15 protein-coding genes and 1 pseudogene are annotated in these 19,630 nt (G+C 72.8%); 3 read left to right on the top strand and 13 right to left on the bottom strand.

The window, feature by feature from the left end:
• Positions 1 to 40 precede the first annotated feature (40 nt).
• Positions 41 to 1,012, top strand: a pseudogene (locus ABFY07_RS30820) (ArsR/SmtB family transcription factor); the annotation flags it as partial.
• Here ABFY07_RS30820 and ABFY07_RS30815 read toward each other — a convergent pair.
• A complete protein-coding gene (locus ABFY07_RS30815) occupies positions 900 to 3,194 on the bottom strand; it encodes an MMPL family transporter (RefSeq protein ID WP_346177639.1) in 2,295 nt (764 codons plus the stop codon). The pseudogene ABFY07_RS30820 and the gene ABFY07_RS30815 overlap by 113 nt on opposite strands.
• A gap of 285 nt (positions 3,195 to 3,479) precedes the next feature.
• Between ABFY07_RS30815 and ABFY07_RS30810 the strand changes: the two genes are divergently transcribed.
• Positions 3,480 to 5,021: a M81 family metallopeptidase gene (locus ABFY07_RS30810; protein WP_346177638.1), complete on the top strand. Its 1,542-nt coding sequence runs from the start codon at positions 3,480 to 3,482 to the stop codon at positions 5,019 to 5,021.
• Positions 5,022 to 5,164: 143 nt separating this feature from the next.
• Here the strand turns inward: ABFY07_RS30810 and gatB are convergent, their stop codons facing one another.
• The 12 genes from gatB to ABFY07_RS30750 form a co-directional block, all read right to left on the bottom strand.
• The gene (gene gatB / locus ABFY07_RS30805) at positions 5,165 to 6,673 is read right to left on the bottom strand and encodes an Asp-tRNA(Asn)/Glu-tRNA(Gln) amidotransferase subunit GatB (protein WP_346177637.1); all 1,509 of its coding nucleotides are present in this window, start codon (positions 6,671 to 6,673) and stop codon (positions 5,165 to 5,167) included.
• 23 nt (positions 6,674 to 6,696) lie between these two features.
• Positions 6,697 to 6,936 (bottom strand): hypothetical protein, encoded by a 240-nt coding sequence (locus tag ABFY07_RS30800; protein ID WP_065964991.1) that lies wholly within the window; start codon positions 6,934 to 6,936, stop codon positions 6,697 to 6,699.
• On the bottom strand, positions 6,933 to 8,426 hold the full coding sequence (gene gatA / locus ABFY07_RS30795) for an Asp-tRNA(Asn)/Glu-tRNA(Gln) amidotransferase subunit GatA (RefSeq protein WP_346177636.1): 1,494 nt from the start codon (positions 8,424 to 8,426) through the stop codon (positions 6,933 to 6,935). Before gatA ends, ABFY07_RS30800 begins: the two co-directional genes overlap by 4 nt.
• 5 nt (positions 8,427 to 8,431) lie before the next feature.
• The gene (gene gatC, locus ABFY07_RS30790) at positions 8,432 to 8,728 is read right to left on the bottom strand and encodes an Asp-tRNA(Asn)/Glu-tRNA(Gln) amidotransferase subunit GatC (protein WP_065964987.1); all 297 of its coding nucleotides are present in this window, start codon (positions 8,726 to 8,728) and stop codon (positions 8,432 to 8,434) included.
• Positions 8,729 to 8,904: 176 nt separating this feature from the next.
• Entirely contained in the window at positions 8,905 to 11,085 is a 2,181-nt protein-coding gene (locus tag ABFY07_RS30785) for a putative bifunctional diguanylate cyclase/phosphodiesterase (protein ID WP_346177635.1), read from the bottom strand.
• Positions 11,086 to 11,313: 228 nt separating this feature from the next.
• The gene (ligA, locus tag ABFY07_RS30780) at positions 11,314 to 13,500 is read right to left on the bottom strand and encodes an NAD-dependent DNA ligase LigA (RefSeq protein WP_346177634.1); all 2,187 of its coding nucleotides are present in this window, start codon (positions 13,498 to 13,500) and stop codon (positions 11,314 to 11,316) included.
• Between the two features lie 15 nt (positions 13,501 to 13,515).
• A complete protein-coding gene (locus ABFY07_RS30775) occupies positions 13,516 to 14,553 on the bottom strand; it encodes a methionine synthase (protein ID WP_346177633.1) in 1,038 nt (345 codons plus the stop codon).
• Positions 14,550 to 16,070 (bottom strand): MFS transporter, encoded by a 1,521-nt coding sequence (locus tag ABFY07_RS30770; protein ID WP_346177632.1) that lies wholly within the window; start codon positions 16,068 to 16,070, stop codon positions 14,550 to 14,552. The genes ABFY07_RS30775 and ABFY07_RS30770 overlap by 4 nt, the downstream gene beginning before the upstream one ends.
• A 124-nt stretch (positions 16,071 to 16,194) precedes the next feature.
• Positions 16,195 to 16,653, bottom strand: a complete 459-nt coding sequence (locus tag ABFY07_RS30765) for a MarR family winged helix-turn-helix transcriptional regulator (RefSeq protein ID WP_346177631.1) — start codon at positions 16,651 to 16,653, stop codon at positions 16,195 to 16,197.
• Positions 16,654 to 16,779: 126 nt separating this feature from the next.
• A complete protein-coding gene (locus ABFY07_RS30760; protein ID WP_346177630.1) occupies positions 16,780 to 17,469 on the bottom strand; it encodes an SDR family oxidoreductase in 690 nt (229 codons plus the stop codon).
• Between the two features lie 94 nt (positions 17,470 to 17,563).
• On the bottom strand, positions 17,564 to 18,088 hold the full coding sequence (locus ABFY07_RS30755) for an LOG family protein (RefSeq protein WP_065964976.1): 525 nt from the start codon (positions 18,086 to 18,088) through the stop codon (positions 17,564 to 17,566).
• A gap of 55 nt (positions 18,089 to 18,143) precedes the next feature.
• Positions 18,144 to 18,605 carry an ATP-binding protein gene (locus ABFY07_RS30750; protein WP_346177629.1) on the bottom strand — a complete coding sequence of 154 codons (462 nt, stop codon included), beginning with the start codon at positions 18,603 to 18,605 and terminating at the stop codon, positions 18,144 to 18,146.
• Positions 18,606 to 18,769: 164 nt separating this feature from the next.
• On the opposite strand from ABFY07_RS30750, the gene ABFY07_RS30745 reads away from it, so the two are divergent.
• Positions 18,770 to 19,624 carry a helix-turn-helix domain-containing protein gene (locus tag ABFY07_RS30745; RefSeq protein WP_346177628.1) on the top strand — a complete coding sequence of 285 codons (855 nt, stop codon included), beginning with the start codon at positions 18,770 to 18,772 and terminating at the stop codon, positions 19,622 to 19,624.
• Positions 19,625 to 19,630: the final 6 nt, after the last annotated feature.

Raw genomic sequence — 19,630 nt, 5'->3', positions numbered from 1 at the left:
CCCGCCCGGGGGCGTTACAGTTTCGCGCGGAGGCGAAACGATGGGCTGGTGGCTGGTCAACGCGGACACTCTCGCCGGGAGCCGGTTCGTCGTCTCACCGCTGGCCGAGGCCACCGCGTGTCTGCTCGCCCTGCAGCGGGGCGTGGCCGGGCACCCGGGCGAGCGCGCCTGGCTCGACGCCCATCTGCCCGCCTACCGGGACCGGCTGGCCCGCGACCCGCTCACCGCGCTGACCATAGGGGCCGCTGTGGGGCACCGCTGGCTCGCGGACTTCCTCACCCCCACCCCCACCGGCGAGGGCGAGCCGGGCTTCGCGGAGGAGCTGGCCCGCGTCCGCGCGACCCCGCCCGAGCGGGCCCGGGCCGACCTGACCGTATCGCTGCGCGGCCCGCTCCCCGGCCCGCTGCGCCGCTCCGACGTGGCCGAGCGCACCGCCGACCTCCTGGAGTGGGTGTGGTCCGAGACGGTGCTGCCGACCTGGCAACGGCGGCGGCGGATCATCGAGGCGGACGTCGTGGCGCGCACCGCGCAGCTGAGCCAGGGCGGCTGGGCCTCGGTGCTGGACGCCATGCGGCCGGGGATGCGGTGGCTCGGGGAGAGCCGGCTCCAGATCAACGCGCACGACTATCCGCCTCAGGAGATCTCGGGGGCGCGGCTGCTGTTCGTCCCGGTCACCCCGAGCGCGGGGTGGGTCTCCTGGGACGCCCCGCACCGGTACGCCGTGGTGTACGCCTGCTCGGGCGCGCTGGCCGAGGCGGGCCGGCCGTCGGTGCCCGAGTCCCTGGGGCGGCTGCTCGGCCCGGCCCGGGCGGGGGTGCTGGTGCTGCTCGACACCCCGAAGAGCACGACCCAGCTGGTCGCGCTGACCGGCCAGGGCCTGGGCTCGGTGGGCCGCCATCTCAAGGTCCTTCTCGATGCCCACCTGGTGCGGCGGCGGCGTGCCGGGCGGTCGGTGTTGTACTACCGGACGGCCGCGGGAGAGGTACTGGTGACGGCTCAGGGGGAGAGCCGGCGGGCCACGGCGCCTCGATGCTGATCCTCGGCAGCAGGCGGTCCAGCCGGCGCGGCAGCCACCAGTTGGCGCCGCCCAGCAGGTGCATGAGGGCGGGCACCAGCAGCGTACGGAGGACGAAGGCGTCCAGGGCGACGGCGGCGGCCAGGCCGATGCCGAACATGGCGATGATCCGGTCGCCGCTGAGCACGAAGGCCGAGAAGACGGCGATCATGATGACGGCGGCGGAGTTGATGACCCGGCTGGTCTCGGCGAGGCCGACCCGCACCGCGACCCGGTTGTCGCGGGTCTGCCGCCACTCCTCGTACATCCGGCTGACCAGGAAGACCTGGTAGTCCATGGAGAGACCGAAGAGCACCGCGATCATGATCACCGGCAGGAAGGGCTCGATCGGCCCGGCCCGGCCGAGGTTCAGCGGCTCGCTCCCCCAGCCCCACTGGAAGACGGCGACGACGACGCCGAACGACGCGGCGACGGCGGCCACGTTCATGACCGCCGCCTTGACCGGGATGCCGATGCTGCGGAAGGCGAGCAGCAGCAGGACGCCGCCGAGGCCCACCACCACCCCCACGAACAGCGGCAGCTTTCCGACGATCACCGTCGCGAAGTCGTCGTAGCCCGCGGTCAGCCCGCCGACGTACACCTGAAGCGAGGTGGACTCCGCGGCCTTGGGCAGCACCTGGTGGCGCAGCCGGGCCACCAGGTCGGAGGTGGCCCGCGACTGGGGGGCGGTCGTGGGCACGACCGTGATCACGGCCGTGTCGCCGCTGGTGCTCGGCTCGGCCCGGCTCACCGAGGCGACTCCCTCGGTGCCGCGCAGGGTCTCGGGGAGCTTGCCGAAGGCGAGCCGGTCGGCGGCGCCGTCGATGCGGCCGACGAGCGTCAGCGGGCCGTTGAAGCCGGGCCCGAAGCCGTCGGCGAGCAGGTCGTAGGCGCGCCGGGTGGTGGCGGAGGCGGGGTCGTTGCCCTGGTCGGAGGTGCCGAGACGGAGCGAGAGCGTGGGCAGCGCGAGGACCAGCATCAGCACGGCGGCGAGCGCGCCGAGCAGCTTGGGGCGCCGCTCGACCAGGGCGGACCAGCGGACGGCGAACCCGCGGGGCGCCCTGCGCCGCGGCCCGCGCGCCGCCCGCCGGCGCCGCTGGCGCCGGCTCAGGGCCCGGGTGCCGATCAGCCCGAGCAGCGCGGGCAGCAGGGTGATCGAGGCGGCGACGGTGAGCAGGACGGTGAGCGCGGAGGCGACCGCCACCCCGTTCAGGAAGTCCAGACGCAACACCAGCATGCCCAGCAGCGCCACGCAGACGGTCGCCCCGGCGAAGATCACCGCGCGCCCCGAGGTGGCCACCGCGCGCCGGGCGGCCTCCTCGACCGGCAGCCCCGCCAGGAGCCCCTGGCGGTGCCGGGTGACGATGAACAGCGCGTAGTCGATGCCGACGCCGAGCCCGATCAGCGTGCCGAGCATGGGCGCGAAGTCGGCGACGGTCATGGCGTGGCCGAGCAGCCCGACGCCCGCGTAGGCGGTGCCCACGCCGACCACCGCGGTGGCGATGGGCAGGAGCGCGGCCGCGAGCGAGCCGAAGGCGAGGAGGAGGACGACGGCGGCCGCCGCGACTCCGATGGCCTCGCTGAGGTGGGCGGAGCCGGTCCCCTGCGCCGCGCCGATGCCCGCGCCGCCCATCTCCACCCGCAGCCCGTCGGCCGCCGCGGCGCGGGCGGTGCGGACCACCTCGCGCACCTGGGCCGCGCCGAGTTCGGAGGCGGGTTTGTCGAAGACGACGGTGGCGTAGGCGGTGTGCCCGTCGGCGCTGATCCGGCTGGTGTCCATCGCCGTCTCGCCGGGCGCCGTCCCGTCGGGCTGGTACGGCCCGGTGACGGAGACGACGCCGGGCAGTTCCCCGACCCGCTCCAGCGCCGCCGTCATGCGCTGCCGGACGTCCACCGCGCGCACCGTGCCCGCGCCTGGCGCCGTCTGCCAGACGATGGTGTCGCTGTCCCCGGCCCGCTGCGGGAACTCCCGTTCCATCAGCGCGGAGACCCGCGCCGAGTCGGTGCCCGGGATGCCGTAGTCGTGCGAGTACGCGGACCCCGTGACCGCGGCCGCGACGGATACGCCCGCGAAGGCGGCCAGCCACAGCGCGATGACGGCGAAGCGGCGCCTGAGGCACCACCGGGCGAGTCCGGCCATGGTCTGCTTTCCGGGTATCGCGCCGAACTCGCGGGACCCGGGGGCGGCCTGCCGGGGACCGTGGCGGCGAACGCACTGATTGAACATGTGAAGGGCCGCCGCGCTGCGACTGGACCGGCGGCGAACTTCTCCTGCACTCTGACAGCCCGAAGAGATCCTTTGTCCCTTTTGTGGGCTTCACCACACGCGTGACTCGGCGTGGCGCGGGCGACTCGCTCCCCGGCGTCCGTTCACCGTTCGCTTAGAGTCGGTGTCCCGCGTGGACGGAAAGGACTCCGCGACCGCATGAGCACGCCCTCCCCCGCCGCCCGCCGGCCGCGCGTCGGCGTCGGCGGCGTCTCCGTCCGGTCCAGCACCTTCACCCTCCACCGCACCGGGTACGACGACTTCCGCGTCACCCGCGGCGCCGCGCTGCGGGCCCGCTACCCCTGGGCGCGGCCGGACGGCGCGCTCGGCGGCCCGGTGGAGTGGGTGCCGCTGCTCCACGCCGAGGCCCCGCCGGGCGGGCCCGTCGAGCCGGAGGCGTACCGCCGGCTCAAGGCCGAGCTGCTCGACCGGGTCCGGCAGGCCGGCCCCCTCGACGGCCTGGTCCTCGACATCCACGGCGCGATGAGCGTGGTCGGCCTGGACGACGCCGAGGCCGATCTGACCGACGCCGTGCGAGAGGTCCTCGGCCCGCGCGCGCTGATCTCCGCCGCCATGGACCCGTACGGCAATGTCTCGCGCCGCCTCGCCGGCCGGCTCGACCTGGTCACCGCGCACCGCCTCGCCCCGCGCCAGGACGCCGGCGCGACCCTCGAGCGCGCCGCCCGCAAGCTCGTCCAACGCCTGCTGGCGGGCAAGGGACGCCCGCACCTGGCCTGGGTGCAGGTGCCGGTGCTGCTGCCCTCGCTGCCCGTACCGCCCCTACCGCCCGTACCGCCTGGCGAGCCGGCCGGCCCCCGGCTGGAGGCCGCCAGGTCGCTGTACGGGCGGCCGGCCTCGATCGAGGAGCTGGACGGCATCGTGGACGCGGCGGTGTGGGCCGGCTTCCCCTGGGCCGATGAGCCGCGCTGCAAGGCGGCCGTGGTGGTCACCGGCGACGACCCCGTCCTCGCCGTCGAGGAGGCCCGCTCGCTGGCCAAGGAGTACTGGGATCTGCGCCGCGACCTCGTCTCCCCCGGCCCCGCCGCGGACGCCGACGCGTGCGTCGAGGCGGCCCTGGCCTCCCCCGCCCGCCCGTTCCTCATCGGCGACTCCGGCGACGACCCGGCGGCCGGCGGCGCGGGCGACCTCCCGTACATGCTGGGACGGCTGCTCGCCCATGAGGCCCTGGCCACCGGCCGCGCCACCGCCCTGCTCCCCGGCATCACCGCCCCGGCGACGGTCGCGCGGTGCTTCGCGGCGGGCGTCGGCGCGACGGTAAGGGTGTCGGTCGGCGGGGCGTACGGCGAGGGGGGCGCGGGGTCCGGCACGGAATACGCCCCGTTCGAACCGTACGAGTTCACCGGCGAGGTCGTGGCCCTCCACCCGGGCGACGCGGCCGGTGGCGACCTGGCCGTCGTACGCCGCGGCGGGGTGACCGCGGTCCTGGCCGGCCGCCGCGAGCCGGTCCGCACCCGCGCGGACCTCGGCGGCCTGGACCCGCGCGGCTACGACCTGCTCGTCGTCAAGACCGGCCGCCCGGAACCGGAGCTGCGGGAGCTGGCCGCCGACTGGCGCCTGGCCCGCACCCCGGGCGCCGTCGACCAGGACCTCCCCCGGCTCGGCCACCGCCGCCTCGAACGCCCACTGTTCCCCCTCGACCCCGGCATGCCGGCCCCGGACCTCGCGCCGGAGCTGCTGTAGCCGCCCACAGCCTGAGTTGTGGTGAGTATGGGACAGCGACACGCTGTGGCGTCGGCGTGTCGCTGTCCCATACTCACCACAAAGTCATCAGCGGGCGGCGGGGTGCGCCTGGCACCCCCCCGCCCGCGTCACCGTGAAACCGCTCAGCCCTGGACGCCGAGCCTCTCCAGGATCAGCTCGCGCACGCGCGCCGCGTCGGCCTGGCCGCGGGTGGCCTTCATGACCGCGCCCACCAGCGCGCCCGCCGCCGCGACCTTGCCGCCGCGGATCTTGTCGGCGATGGCCGCGTTGCCCGCGATGGCCTCGTCGACGGCGGCGCCGAGCGCGCCCTCGTCCGAGACGACCTTCAGGCCGCGGGCCGCGACGACCGCGTCCGGGTCGCCCTCGCCCGCCAGCACACCCTCGATGACCTGGCGCGCCAGCTTGTCGTTGAGCGAGCCCTCCGCGACCAGGGCGCACACGCGCGCGACCTGGGCCGGGGTGATCGGCTGCGCCGCGAGCTCGACGCCGTCCTCGTTGGCCCGGCGGGCCAGCTCGCCCATCCACCACTTGCGCGCCGAGGCGGCGTCAGCGCCCGCGTCGATCGTGGCGGTGATCAGGTCGATCGCGCCCGCGTTGAGGACGGACCGCATCTCGTGGGCGGAGATGCCCCACTCCTCGCGCAGCCGGTTGCGGCGCACCCGGGGCAGCTCCGGCAGCCCGGCCCGCAGCTTCTCCACCCACTCGCGGGAGGGGGCGACCGGCACCAGGTCCGGCTCGGGGAAGTAGCGGTAGTCCTCCGCCTCCTCCTTGACCCGGCCGGGGGTCGTGGAGCCGTCCTCCTCGTGGAAGTGGCGGGTCTCCTGGATGACCGTGCCGCCGCCGCTGAGCACGGCGGCCTGGCGCTGGATCTCGAAGCGGGCCGCGCGCTCGACGGAGCGCAGCGAGTTGACGTTCTTCGTCTCGGAGCGGGTGCCGAACTTGTCGGCGCCCTGCGGCCGCAGCGACAGGTTCACGTCGCAGCGCATCTGGCCCATCTCCATGCGCGCCTCGGAGACCCCGAGCGCCTTGATGAGCTCGCGCAGCTCGGCGACGTACGCCTTGGCGACCTCCGGGGCGCGCTCCCCGGCCCCGACGATCGGCTTGGTGACGATCTCGATGAGCGGGATGCCGGCCCGGTTGTAGTCGAGGAGCGAGTGCGAGGCGCCGTGGATACGGCCGGTCGCGCCGCCCACGTGGGTGGACTTGCCGGTGTCCTCCTCCATGTGGGCGCGCTCGATCTCGACCCGGAAGACCTCGCCGCCGTCGATCTCGACGTCCAGATAGCCGTTGAAGGCGATCGGCTCGTCGTACTGCGAGGTCTGGAAGTTCTTCGGCATGTCCGGATAGAAGTAGTTCTTCCGGGCGAAGCGGCACCACTCGGCGATCTCGCAGTTCAGCGCGAGGCCGATCTTGATGGCGGACTCGACGCCGGTCGCGTTGACGACCGGCAGCGAGCCGGGCAGGCCGAGGCAGGTGGGACAGGTCTGGGCGTTGGCCTCGGCGCCCAGCGCCGTGGAGCAGCCGCAGAACATCTTGGTCTTGGTGCCGAGCTCGACGTGGACCTCGAGCCCCATCACGGGGTCGTAGGCGGCGAGGGCGTCCTCGTACGACACCAGTTCAGTGACGGTCACGGAAAACTAACCTCTCAGTCCGCTCAGCCCGCGAGGATGTCGTCGTCGCCCATGCGCTTGAGCTCGCGGACGAGCAGTGCGACGGACGTGACGATCGCGGCGGCCGAGACCACCGCGTCGACCAGCTGCAGCGTGTCGTTCTCGGATCGGGCCTTCTTGACCTGCTTGACCACGCCCAGCGCGCCGAAGAGCGAGGAGCCGATGGACAGGTAGGTACCGGCCTTGGACTTCTTGAAGTTCTTGGCCTTCTTGATCGCACTCATAGTGACGGTGCCTCCTCGAGCAGCGGGTGGCCCCACTTGTCGATGAACGCGGCCTCGACCGCGGCACCGACCTTGTAGAGCCGGTCGTCGGCCATGGCGGGGGCGACGATCTGCAGTCCGACCGGCAGACCGTCCTCCGGCGCCAGGCCGCAGGGCAGTGACATGGCCGCGTTTCCCGCGAGGTTCGAGGGAATCGTGCACAGGTCGGCCAGATACATCGCCATCGGATCGTCGACGCGCTCGCCGATCGGGAAGGCGGTGGTGGGGGTGGTCGGCGAGACCAGCACGTCGACCTGTTCGAAGGCGCGCTGGAAGTCCCGGCTGATCAGGGTGCGGACCTTCTGCGCGGAGCCGTAGTACGCGTCGTAGTAGCCGGAGCTGAGCGCGTAGGTGCCCAGCATGATCCGGCGCTTGACCTCGGGGCCGAAGCCGGCCGCGCGGGTGAGCGCGGTGACGTCCTCGGCGGACCTCGAGCCGTCGTCGCCGGTCCGCAGGCCGTAGCGCAGGCCGTCGAAGCGGGCCAGGTTGGACGAGCACTCGGACGGCGCGATCAGGTAGTACGCGGCGAGCGCCTTGTCGAAGGACGGGCAGGACAGCTCCACGACCTCGGCGCCGAGCTCGCGCAGCAGCTCCACCGACTCGTTGAAGCGCTGCATCACGCCGGCCTGGTAGCCCTCGCCGGCGAACTCCTTGACCACGCCGACGCGCATGCCGCGCACACTGCCGTTGCGGGCGGCCTCGACGACCGGCGGGACCGGGGCGTCGATGGAGGTCGAGTCGAGCGGGTCGTGCCCGGCGATGGCCTCGTGCAGCAGGGCCGCGTCCAGCACGGTCCTGGCGCAGGGGCCGCCCTGGTCCAGGGACGAGGAGAAGGCCACCATGCCGTAGCGGGACACCCCGCCGTACGTCGGCTTGACGCCGACCGTGCCGGTGACGGCGGCGGGCTGGCGGATCGAGCCGCCGGTGTCGGTGCCGATCGCGAGCGGGGCCTGGAAGGAGGCCAGCGAGGCGGAGGAGCCGCCTCCGGAGCCGCCGGGGATGCGGGTGAGGTCCCAGGGGTTGCCGGTGGGGCCGAACGCGCTGTTCTCGGTCGAGGACCCCATGGCGAACTCGTCCATGTTGGTCTTGCCGAGAATGACCACGTCCGCGGCCTTCAGGCGGGTGACGAGCGTCGCGTCGTACGGCGGGATCCACCCCTCGAGGATCTTGGACCCGACGGTGGTCGGGACCCCCTTGGTGGTGAAGATGTCCTTCAGTGCGAGCGGGACGCCGGCCAGCGGGCCGAGCTTCTCGCCGCGGGCGCGCTTGTCGTCCACGGCCCGGGCCTGGGCGAGCGCGCCCTCCCGGTCCACGTGGAGGAACGCGTGCACCTTCTCGTCGACGGCGTCGATGCGGGCCAGGTGCGCCTCGGTCACCTCGACGGCGGTGGCCTCGCCGGAGGCGATCTTCTCGGCGAGGCCGGAGGCGGTGAGCTTGGTCAGGTCGGCCATGTGGGTCACTCCTCCCCCAGGATCTGCGGCACCTTGAACCGCTGCTGCTCCTGGGCGGGGGCACCGGACAGCGCCTCCTGCGGGGTCAGCGACGGACGGACCTCATCCGGGCGCATGACGTTGGTCAGCGGCAGCGGGTGAGAGGTCGGCGGTACGTCTTGGTCGGCGACCTCGCTGACGCGGGCCACCGCGCCGATGATGTCGTCGAGCTGTCCGGCGAAGTGATCGAGCTCTTCGTCCTTCAGCTCCAGACGCGCCAGCCGTGCGAGGTGGACGACCTCCTCGCGCGTGATGCCAGGCATGCAGCGATCCTCAGGGTGAGTGTGGAGAGTTTTCGCCCCAATCCTATGGCTCCGGCCACGCTGCGGGCGAAACGCTTTCCCCGCCCCGCCCCTTCCGCACCATCGCCCGCGGCCGCGCCGCGTGCGTCCTCACGTGCCGGAGGTGGGGTGGGCGGGCGGTGAGGCACCGGGCCGGATCACGTCACCGGCTGGTCCGCGTCCTCCTCGGCGGGGGCGGCCGTCGCGGTGGTGGCGGCCGGGGAGGGGGCGGTGAGCGGGGCGGGGGCGGCCGCCGGGGCGGCGGGCGTGGCGGGCGCGGCGGGCGTGGCGGAGTCCTCCCGGCGCCAGCCGCCTTCGCCGCGGGCGCGCAGCCAGGCCGTGGTCTCGTCGGGGGGCATGGCCGCCGCGACCAGCCAGCCCTGTACGGCGTCGCAGCCCAGGTCCCGCAGCCGCTCCCAGGTCTCGTCGTCCTCGACGCCCTCGGCGACGACCAGCAGCCCCAGGGAATGGGCGAGGTCGACGGTGCAGCGGACGATCTCGGCGTCCTCGGTGTCCACGGCCAGCCGGGCCACGAACGACCGGTCGATCTTGAGCTCGCTCACCGGCAGCCGCCGCAGGTGGACCAGCGAGGAGTAGCCCGTGCCGAAGTCGTCGAGGGACATCCGCACGCCGTGTCCGGTGAGGCTGGCCAGCGTGTCGGCGGCCCGCTGGGGGTCCTCGAGCAGAACGTGCTCGGTGATCTCCAGCTGGAGGGCGCCCGCCGGGACGCCGTGGCGGGCCAGCCGGCCGGCGACCGAGCCGGCGAAGCCGGGGGTGTGCACATCGCGGGGCGAGACGTTGACCGCGACGGGCACGTCGAGGCCGTCGGCGCGCCAGCGCGCGACCTGGCCGAGCGCCGTCTCCAGGACGTACTCGGTCAGCCGGGGCATCAGCCCGGAGCTCTCGGCCATGGAGATGAACTCGTCGGGCGGCACCCGTCCCCGGTCGGGGTGGACCCATCGCACGAGCGCCTCCAGGCCGGAGACATGGCCGTCGAAGCCGACCTTGGGCTGGTAGTGCAGCTCGACCTCGCCCGCGTCCAGCGCCCGCCGCAGATCGCCGAGCAGGCCGAGCCGGTCGGGGGTGTTGCCGTCGCGCCGGGCCTCGTACAGCTCGACGCCGCTGCGGTCGCGCTTGGCCTGGTACATGGCGACGTCCGCGCGGCGCAACAGCCCCTCGGCGTCGAGCGCGTGGTCGGGGTAGACGGCGACGCCGGCGCTGGCCTCCAGGACCAGGGTGAGCCCGTCCAGGTCCAGGGGTGAGCCGAGGTCGCCGACGAGGCTGCGGGCCGCCCGCTGGGCGCTGGTCAGGGAGTCGGTGGTGGGGAGCAGCACCGCGAACTCGTCGCCGCCGAGCCGGGCCACCTCCGCGCCGCGCGGCAGGGCGAGCCGCAGCCGCTCGGCTATCTGCAGCAGCAGCCGGTCGCCCGCGAGGTGGCCGAGGGTGTCGTTGACCGAACGGAAGCGGTCGAGGTCGAGGAGGACCAGGGCGGTGCGGGTGCCGCCCCGCTCGGCCTCGTCGAGCGCGGTCCAGGTGCGCTCCAGCAGCCACTGGCGGTTGGGCAGTCCGGTGAGCGGGTCGCGCAGCTGCTCCTCGGCGCGCACCCGGGCGATCCAGAGGGTGGAGTCGAGGGCGATCAGGGGCACCGCGAACAGCGGGAGCAGCAGGGGCATCTCGTCGGCGACGACGACGATCAGCGGGGCGATGCCGAGCAGCGCGATGCCGACGAGGGCCTGCCGGACGAGGGCGGTGCGGGCGAGGGTCGGCAGTCCGGCGCCGGGCGGGGCGAGGGAGTACCACAACAGGGCGCGGGTCACCGCCAGATAGCCGAAGGCGGCCAGCACCGTCTGGGGGACGGCGGACATCTCCCAGCTCGCCGGCCGCCAGGGGTCCTCGACGGTGGGGACGGTGCCGAAGGCGGCGAGGGTCAGGGCGGCCGTGCCGACGCCGAGGATGTCGACCGCGCCGTGCAGCGCCGCCTGCCGCCAGCGGTGCCGCCGGGCGGCGCCGACCAGGACGACCACGGCGAGGCTGACGAGTCCGGCGGGGAGCCAGCCGTACAGCAGCAGCGCGGCCAGGGTTAACGCGGCGCCGGATCCGGTGCCGCCCCACCAGCGGTCGCGGCCCAGGGCCACCAGATGGCCGACGATGATTCCGGTGAGGACGGCGAGGGACCAGCCCACCGTGCCGTCGGGAAAGAGCGCATGGCCCGCGTCGAGCACTCGGAATACCCCGATGCCGAGTGCGAAAGCGGCCATCGCGACCGCCGCGGCGGGCAGCGCCGGCAGCAGGAGCCGGCGCAGCCGTGACGCCGGAGCGGCGCTTTCGGTCGGTTTCATACCCGTCCCTCTCACAGCCGGCGGTGCCAGCGCCACGGCAGGCGCACACCATCAACAGTAGGCGGCAGATGGCTTTGACGGGCGGCGATCGGCGACGGTTGCCCGAATGCCGCCCGACGATCCATAACCATCTGGTATGCGCTGTAAGGGTGATGCCCGCTTGCTGTGCCCGGGAAGTGCTCCCAGTCGTAATCCGGCCAGGTTGGACCGGAACCCGCTCGACCGGGACTACTCCGAAGGCGTGACGGCGACCTCTCGCGCGGCGTCGGGACCTTGTTCGAGCAGGACCGCAAATCCGTCCTCATCGAGCACAGGAACCTTCAGCTGCATGGCTTTGTCGTACTTCGATCCTGGATTGTCGCCCACCACAACAAAGTCGGTCTTCTTCGAAACGGAACCCGCGACTTTGGCACCGCGGTTCTGCAGCGCCTCCTTCGCTCCGTCCCGCGTGTGCGATTGCAGGGTGCCCGTCACCACGACGGTGAGCCCTTCGAGCGGCCGCGGCCCCTCGTCGTCGCCCGCCTCCTCCTCCAGCCGCACTCCGGCCCGGCGCCACTTCTCCACGATCTCGCGGTGCCAGTCCTCGGCGAACCACTGCTTGACCGAGGCCGCGATGGTGGGCCCCACGCCCTCCACGGCGGCCAGGGCCTCCTCGCTCGCCTCGGCGATCCGGTCGAGCGAGCGGAACTCGCGGGCCAGCGCCGCCGCCGCGACCGGTCCGACATGACGGATCGAAAGACCGGTGATGACCCGGGCCAGGGGGCGCTGCTTGGCCGCCTCGATGTTGGCCAGCATGGCGAGGGTGTTCTTCTTCGGCTCGCCCTTCTGGTTGGCGAAGAAGGTGACGACCTTTTCCTCGCCGGTCTTCGGGTCGCGCTTGGGCAGTCCGCTGTCCGGGTCCAATACGTACGACGTGATGGGCAGAAGCTGTTCGACCTTCAGATCGAACAGGTCGCCCTCGTCCTTCAACGGCGGCTCGGCGGGCTCCAGCGGTTGGGTGAGCGCCCCGGCGGCGACATAGCCGAAATTCTCGATGTCCAGGCACTTGCGGCCCGCGAGGTAGTAGATCCGCTCGCGGATCTGGGCCGGGCAGTACCGGGCGTTGGGACAGCGGAGATCGACATCGCCCTCCTTCATCGGCTGAAGCGCGGTGCCGCACTCGGGGCACTCGGCGGGCATCACGAACTCCCGCTCATCGCCCTCCCGCAGATCGACGACCGGCCCCACAATTTCCGGAATGACATCGCCCGCTTTTCGCAGCACCACCGTGTCGCCGATCAACACGCCTTTGGCCTTGACGACGTCCTGATTGTGCAGGGTCGCGAATTCCACTTCGGAGCCCGCGACCGTGACCGGCTCGACCACGGCGAACGGCGTGACCCGCCCGGTGCGCCCGACGCCGACCCGGATGTCGACCAGCTTGGTGTTGACCTCCTCCGGCGGGAACTTCCAGGCGATCGCCCAGCGCGGCGCCCGCGAGGTGGAGCCCAGCCGCCCCTGCAACGGGATCTCGTCGAGCTTGACCACGACCCCGTCGATCTCGTGCTCCAGCGAATGCCGCCGCTTGGGGTCCCCGTAATACGCGATGTACTCGCGGACGCCGTCGAGCGAATCCACCACCTTGTAGTGGGCGGCGGTCGGCAGCCCCCACTCGTGCAGCAGCTCGTACGCCTGCGACTGCCGCTCGATGGCGAAGCCCTCGCGCGCGCCGATGCCGTGGACCACCATGCGCAGCGGCCGGCTCGCGGTGACCTTGGGGTCCTTCTGGCGCAGCGAGCCCGCCGCCGCGTTCCTCGGGTTGGCGAAGGGGGGCTTCCCGGCCTCCACCAGCCGTGCGTTGAGCTCCTCGAAGCGCTCCCCGGGGAAGTAGACCTCGCCGCGGACCTCCACGAGATCCGGGATCCGGTCGCCCTTGAGGCGGTCGGGGATCTCGGAGATCGTCCGCACATTGGGCGTGATGTCCTCGCCGGTGCGGCCGTCGCCGCGGGTGGCGGCGCGGGTCAGCCGGCCGCGCTCGTACGTCAGGTTGACCGCGAGGCCGTCCACCTTGAGCTCGCACAGGAAGTGGTAGGGGGTCTCCCCCAGCTCCTTGGCGATCCGCTCTGCCCAGGAGGCCAGCTCGTCGCCCTCGAAGGCGTTGTCCAGGCTGAGCATCCGCTCGCGGTGCCGGACCTCGGTGAACTCGGTCTCGTACGCCCCCGCGACCTTCTGGGTGGGCGAGTCGGGCGTCCTGAGCTCCGGATGCTCCTCCTCCAGCGCCTCCAGCCCGCGCAGCAGCTTGTCGAACTCGGCGTCGCTGATGACCGGCGCGTCCTTGACGTAGTACCGGAAGCGGTGCTCCTCGACCTGCTCAGCGAGCTTGGCGTGCTTGTCCCGTACCTCGGCGGGCACTGTCGACTGCTGTTCGCCGGCCACCGTGTCGTCCTCCCGTTACTCAGGGTTGTCCGCGAGCGATCTCGCCGCCCGGACGCAGTGGGCCAGCGCGGCGCGCGCGTACGCGGGCGAGGCGCCCGCAAGGCCGCACGCCGGGGTGACCACCACGGACTCGGCGAGAGTCCCCGGTGACAGCCCCAGCCTGCGCCACAACGTCCTGACACCCATGACGCTACCCGCAGGGTCCGACAATGGGGCGTCCGTGCCGGGCACCGCGCCGACGAACAGCGAGGTGCCGCCCTCGACGGCCTCCCCGATCGCCTCCTCCTCACCCTCCGTGAGCAGGGAGAGGTCGAACGACACACCGTCCGCCCCCGCGCGCCGCAGCAGCCCGAAGGGCACGCCGGGCGCGCACGAGTGGACGACCACCGGCCCGTCCGTCACCGCGATCACCTCCCGCAGCGCGCCCTCCAGCACGCCCCGGTCCACCGCGGAGTAGGTGCGGTAACCGCTGGCCGTACGGACCCGGCCGCGCGCCACCGCCGTCAGGGACGGCTCGTCGAGCTGGAGCACCACCTCGGCCCCCGGGACCCTGCGGCGCACCTCGTCCAGGTGGGCGCGCAACCCCTCCGCGAGCGAGGCCGTCAGGTCCCGGCAGGCGCCCGCGTCGTTCAGCGCGGCCTCGCCGCCCCGCAGTTCGAGCCCGGCGGCCAGGGTCCAGGGCCCGACGGCCGACACCTTGAGGGCGCCCCGGTGCCCTTGCGTGAACTCCTCCAGGGCGTCCAGGTCCTCCCTCAGCCAGGCGCGCGCCCGTCGGGTGTCGCGCCCGGGGCGGTCGCTGATCCGCCAGCCGCTCGGCTCCACATGGGCGTACACCTCGACCAGCATCCCGGCGGTCCGCCCGATCATGTCCGCGCCGGGCCCGCGCGCGGGCAGCTCCGGCAGGTACGGCAGCGTCTCCAGCGACCCGGTGACGGTCTTCGCGGCCTCCCGCGCGTCGCCGCCCGGCATCGACCCGACCCCGGTCGCGGCCCCCGCGCCCCAGCTCGGCTTGTTCGCTCTGTTCGCGTCGTCGGCGGTGTTCTTCTCGCTCACCCCGGAAGGGTACGAGCCGCGGGGCCGCTCGTGTGAACCGCTCGCCCGGCCCGGGGCGGCCGCAGGCCGAACCAGGCCAGCAGGGCGGCGGCCGCGTACGACCCGCCGGTCAGCGCGAAGGAGGCCGCGGCGCCCGCGTACCAGCCGCCCGCGCCCGCCAGCACCGCGCCCATGACGGCGATGCCGACCAGGGTGCCGATCTGGCGGTTGGCGTTGAGCGTGGCGGAGGCGATGTTGGCGTGCTCGCGTCCGGCGGCGTCCATGAGGGCGCCGGTCATCGCCGGGGAGGCCACGCCGAGGCCGGTGTTGAAGGCGCCCAGGACCACGGCGAGCACCCAGTAGGGCAGGTCCGGGGAGAGGACGAGCGCCAGGGCGAGCGTCCCGGCCGCCGAGTACAGCAGCGACCCGGCGAGCGCGGCCCGGTTGCCCACGCGGTGGCCCAGCCGGGCGTAGAGGATGTTGCCGAGCAGGAAGACCATCTGGGTGGGGAGCAGCTGCAGACCGGCCTCCAGGGGGCTCGCGCCGCGCGCGTTCTGGAGGAAGAGGCCGAGCATGAACATCCCGCCGTAGCAGCCGAGGTTGAAGAGGAAGCCGACGGCGTTGGCGGTCGAGAAGTGGGCGTTGGCGAAGAGCTCGCCCGGCAGCACCCGGGCCGTCGTCCCCGGGGCCCGCTCCCGCACCGCGAAGGCGGCCCCGGCCAGCAGCGCGACCGCGAACGCGGCCAGCACCGGCGCCGCGTCCCACCCCGTCTCGGGCCCCTGGATGAGCCCGTACGCGAGCGCCGCGAGCGCGACCAGGCCGAGCGCGTGCCCGCCCGCGCCCAGCGGCACGGCGCGGCCGGGCAGCGGCGCGACGTAGCGGCGCGCCAGGACCAGGGCGGCGAGCCCGACGGGCAGGTTGATCAGGAAGATGCTGCGCCACCCCAGGCCGCCCACCAGCAGCCCGCCGACCGCCGGCCCCACGCCGGCCGCCGTGGACACGATCGCGGACCAGACGCCGAGGACCCGGGCGCGCTGCGGGCCGCCCGGGAAGGCGTTCATGAGGAGGGTCAGCGAGCTCGGCATGAACAGCGCGGCGCCGGCCCCCTGCGCCAGCCGCCCCGCCACCAGCACGGCGGCGACCGGGGCGACCGCGCACACCAGTGAGGCCGCGGTGAACAGCCCGAGCCCGGTCAGATACACCCGCCGGGCCCCGAAGCGGCCGGCCAGTGACCCGGCGAGCAGCAGCAGCGAGGCGAAGACCAGCACATAGCCGTCGACGACCCAGGTGAGGCCGGCCAGGCTGAGGTCCAGGCCGCTGCGCAGCTCGGGGCCCGCGACGTTGATGATCGTCACGTCCAGGGTCGCCATCACGAAGCCGAGGGCGAGCGCGAGGAGTTGCACGCCCTGCCGCCCCCGCGCCCCCTGTGCCTCAGGCTCCGCCTGCCACTCCTGGGCCTCCACTCGCTTCGCGTTCGCGGGGTGATCGGGTTCGACCGCCGTTGCCTTCCGCCGTGCCCTGTCCGTACGAGTGATCATGCGCAGAAACTTATAGCTGTATCTATTACAGCTGCAACCGTGACAGCTATAACTTTACCGAGCCCATACGAAAGCCCCAGGGACCCTCGCCCGGCCCCTGGGGCTCCGCGCCGTCCGCCCCGGCCTACACCGCCCGGTCGAGCGCCTTCAACAGCTGCGCCCGCAGCTCAAGGCGCCCCTCCTCGGTCAGATGGTCCAGCGGCGAGTCCTTCCCCATCCGCCGCAGCAGATCCAGCCGCAACTCCCGCCCCGCCTCGGTCAGGACCAGCTGCTTGGCCCGGCGGTCCGTGGGGTGCGGCTGCCGTACGACCAGCCCCTGTTTCTCCATCTTGTCCATCACATACGTCACGTTCGGCGGCTCACAGCACAGCACCCCGGCCAGCTCCCGCGCCGTCTTCGGCTCCCCCAGCTCCTCCAGGGCCTTCGCCTGGGTCGGGGTGAGCCCCAGCTCCGCGATCCGGCTGCGCCGGTGCGCGTCCATCCGCCGGGACAGCTCCGTGACGAGCCCCCGGATCTCCCTGACCCCGCATCCCGCCTGCGCGTCGGTCGCTCTCGCTTCGGCACCTTCGGCTTCGCTGCTCACCTCGTCAGCGTACGTCGGCGCGCGCGATCCGCCGTGGACACAGCGGGCGCCGCCGGGCACCGCCGGACGCCTCGGGCACCGGCAAGCACTGCCGGGCCCCGGCCCGGCGCCCGGCCCGGCGGCCGGTCAGGCCAGCGGCCGCACCGATAGGTCGGTGATCTCCGCGTCGCGCGGCAGGTCCAGCGCCGCGAGGACCGTGGTCGCGACGGATCCGGCGGTCATCCAGCGCTCCGGGTCGTACTCCCTGCCCTCCTGCTGATGCACCTTGACCTGCATGGGCGTGGCCGTACGCCCGGGGTAGACGGTGGTCACCCGCACGCCGTGGCCGCTCTCCTCCCAGCGCAGCGCGTCGGCCAGCGCCTTGAGCCCGTGCTTGCTCGCCGCGTACGGGCCCCACTGGGCGTTCGCCCGCAGCCCCGCCCCGGAGTTGACGAAGACGACATGCCCCTGGGCCGCCCGCAGCTGCGGCAGCAGCAGCCGGGTCAGCTCGGCGGGCGCGATCAGGTTGACCGCGAGCTGGCGGCTCCACACCTTGGGCGTCAGCTCGGCCACCCCGCCGAGGTCCACCACGCCGGCGATGTGCAGCAGCGAGTCGAGCCGGTCGGGCAGCGCCTGCTGCCCGAGCGCCCAGGACAGCTTGTCCGGGTCCGCCAGGTCACCGACGACCGTACGGGCACCGGGGAAGCGTCCCTCCAACTCCCGCGCCCGCCCCGCGTCGCGGGCCAGCAGCCACAGCTCCTCGTCCCGCTCGGCCAGCCGCTCGGTGACCGCCTCGCCGATGCCCGAGCCTGCTCCAGTGATCAGATGCGTTCCCATGTCTCCAGCTTGCCGCACGAGCCCGGGCCCGCGGCCCGCGGGTGACCAGCCCGTTCGGCGTGGCTCCGCCCCGGCAGAGCCACGCCCGCACCGCTCACTGCTCCAGGTGCGCCATCGCCTCCGCGCCGTTCTCCGCGAAGAACACCAGCTCGCTCAGCGGCACCGGCAGGAAGCCCTCGTCCTCCATCCGCTGGAACTGCTGCTTCAGCCCGTCGTAAAAGCCCGCCGTGTTGAGCAGCACCACCGGCTTGATGTGCAGGCCGTGCTTCTTCAGCTCCAGGATCTCGGTGGCCTCGTCCAGCGTCCCCGTGCCACCCACCATGACCACTACCGCGTCCGCCCGTGCGAGCAGCTGCGCCTTCCGCTCGGCGAGATCCTTGGCGATCACCATCTCGTCGGCGTTCTCCCTGGCCTTCGCCGCCAGGAATTCCACCGATATTCCCACCAAGCGCCCGCCGCTCTCCTGCACGCCGTCCGCCATGACCTTCATCAGCCCGACGTCCGACCCGCCCCATACGAGCGTGTGGCCACGCTTGCCGATCAGCTCGGCGAATTCGCGCGCGGGGGCGGTGTAGCGCTCGTCCAGGTCGGCGGCGGAGCAGAAGACGCAGATGTTCATGCCCGACACTGTACGGCCCGGGTCCGACAGCGCCCGGATCGATGTACGGACGGGTTCAGGCGGCGAGCGCAGCGGTGGGCGTCGGCGGGGGCCCGCCCCAGGCCAGCTCGAACCACACCGTCTTCCCGCCCAGACCGAACGGCTCCTCTCCGATGGCACAGCCACCCCACCGGTCGGCCAGGACGTCGAGGATGAACAGCCCCCGGCCGCTGTCGAGGTCGTCGGAGGGCTTGAACGGTTCCGGAAGCTCGGGGTTGGTGTCCGTGACGCTGACCCGGAGTACGGGGTGCGTCCAGAGCAGCCGCACGGACGCGCAGGCGTCGGAGTAGCGGACGGAGTTCGTGGCCAGCTCGGAGGTGAGCAGAGAAGCCAACTCCACCATTTCACGCAGCCCGTGGGCGGCCAGCACGGCGCGCAGTGTGGCCCGGACGACGCCGGGGCCGCGGGGGTCCCGGGGGAAGCGGAGTTCGTACTCCCAGGGCTCGGTGAACAGCAGCGGCGGTGGTTGCGGGGTCACGGGCACCTCCGGTGGGAGCGGGCGTTGTGTTCGTGGTCACAAGCTAGAGCATTCCGAGTAACTTATGAGTCATAGAAACACGAACGAGTGAATCGATACTCAGCTCATTAGACGCCCACTTGATGTCCTGTCAGACTGCCTGAACGGGTAGCAAGAGAGGACTCATGGCACCAAGAAGCACCCCCACGAGCCGTCAACGCCGCCTCGCCGCAGAGCTACGGCGTATGCGCGAGCAGGCCGGGGTTTCCATCCAGCAGGCGGCCACGATGCTGGGCGCCGATCGAACGATGGTCTCCAACATCGAGGCCGCTCGCACAGGGCTGAGCGAAGAGCGAGTCCGCCAACTCGCTTGCAATTACGGATGTGCGGACGATGCGCTGATCAGTGCACTGGCATCCCTGACAGGCGGTCGCCGGAACCAGGACTGGTGGGTGGAGTACAGGGGGAAGCTGCCAGACGGCTTCCTGGACATCTCCGAAATCGAGCACCATGCCACGCGGATCCGCACCGCGCAGACGGTCCACCTGCCAGGCCTGCTACAGACCGAGGAACACGCTCGCGCACTCTTCGATCTCGTGGTTCCCAAATTGCCACGCTTGGAGGTCGAACTGCGTGTGGCACACCGCCAGGGTCGCCAGGGCATCTTCGAGCGGAAGGACCCGACCCCTTACGTCGGCATCATTCACGAAGCGGCGCTGCGCATGCAGTTCGGCGGCCCGGACGTGGCCCGGACGCAGCTCGAATACCTGGCCGACGCCGCAGACCGCGACAACATCACCTTGCTGGTCATCCCGTTCAGCGTGGGCAGTTTCCCCGGCGCCGGGCAGTCGATCCTCTACGCGCACGGGCCCGTGCCTCAGCTCGACACCGTGCAGTTGGACACGGCGTACGGCCCCCACTTCGTCGACGCCCCGACTCCGCTCACCAACTATCGTGCTCTCCTGGACCTGATGGAAGAGTCAGCACTCTGCCCCGACGAGTCGCAGAAGCTCATCCGGTCCATCGCCCGCGATACGTGAGAGGAG

The organism is Streptomyces sparsogenes subsp. cuspidosporus (genome assembly GCF_039532705.1).
Lineage (GTDB): Bacteria > Actinomycetota > Actinomycetes > Streptomycetales > Streptomycetaceae > Streptomyces > Streptomyces sparsogenes.
The sequence above is the reverse complement of the archived record's forward strand: the minus strand, read 5'-3'. Positions and strand labels throughout refer to the sequence as shown.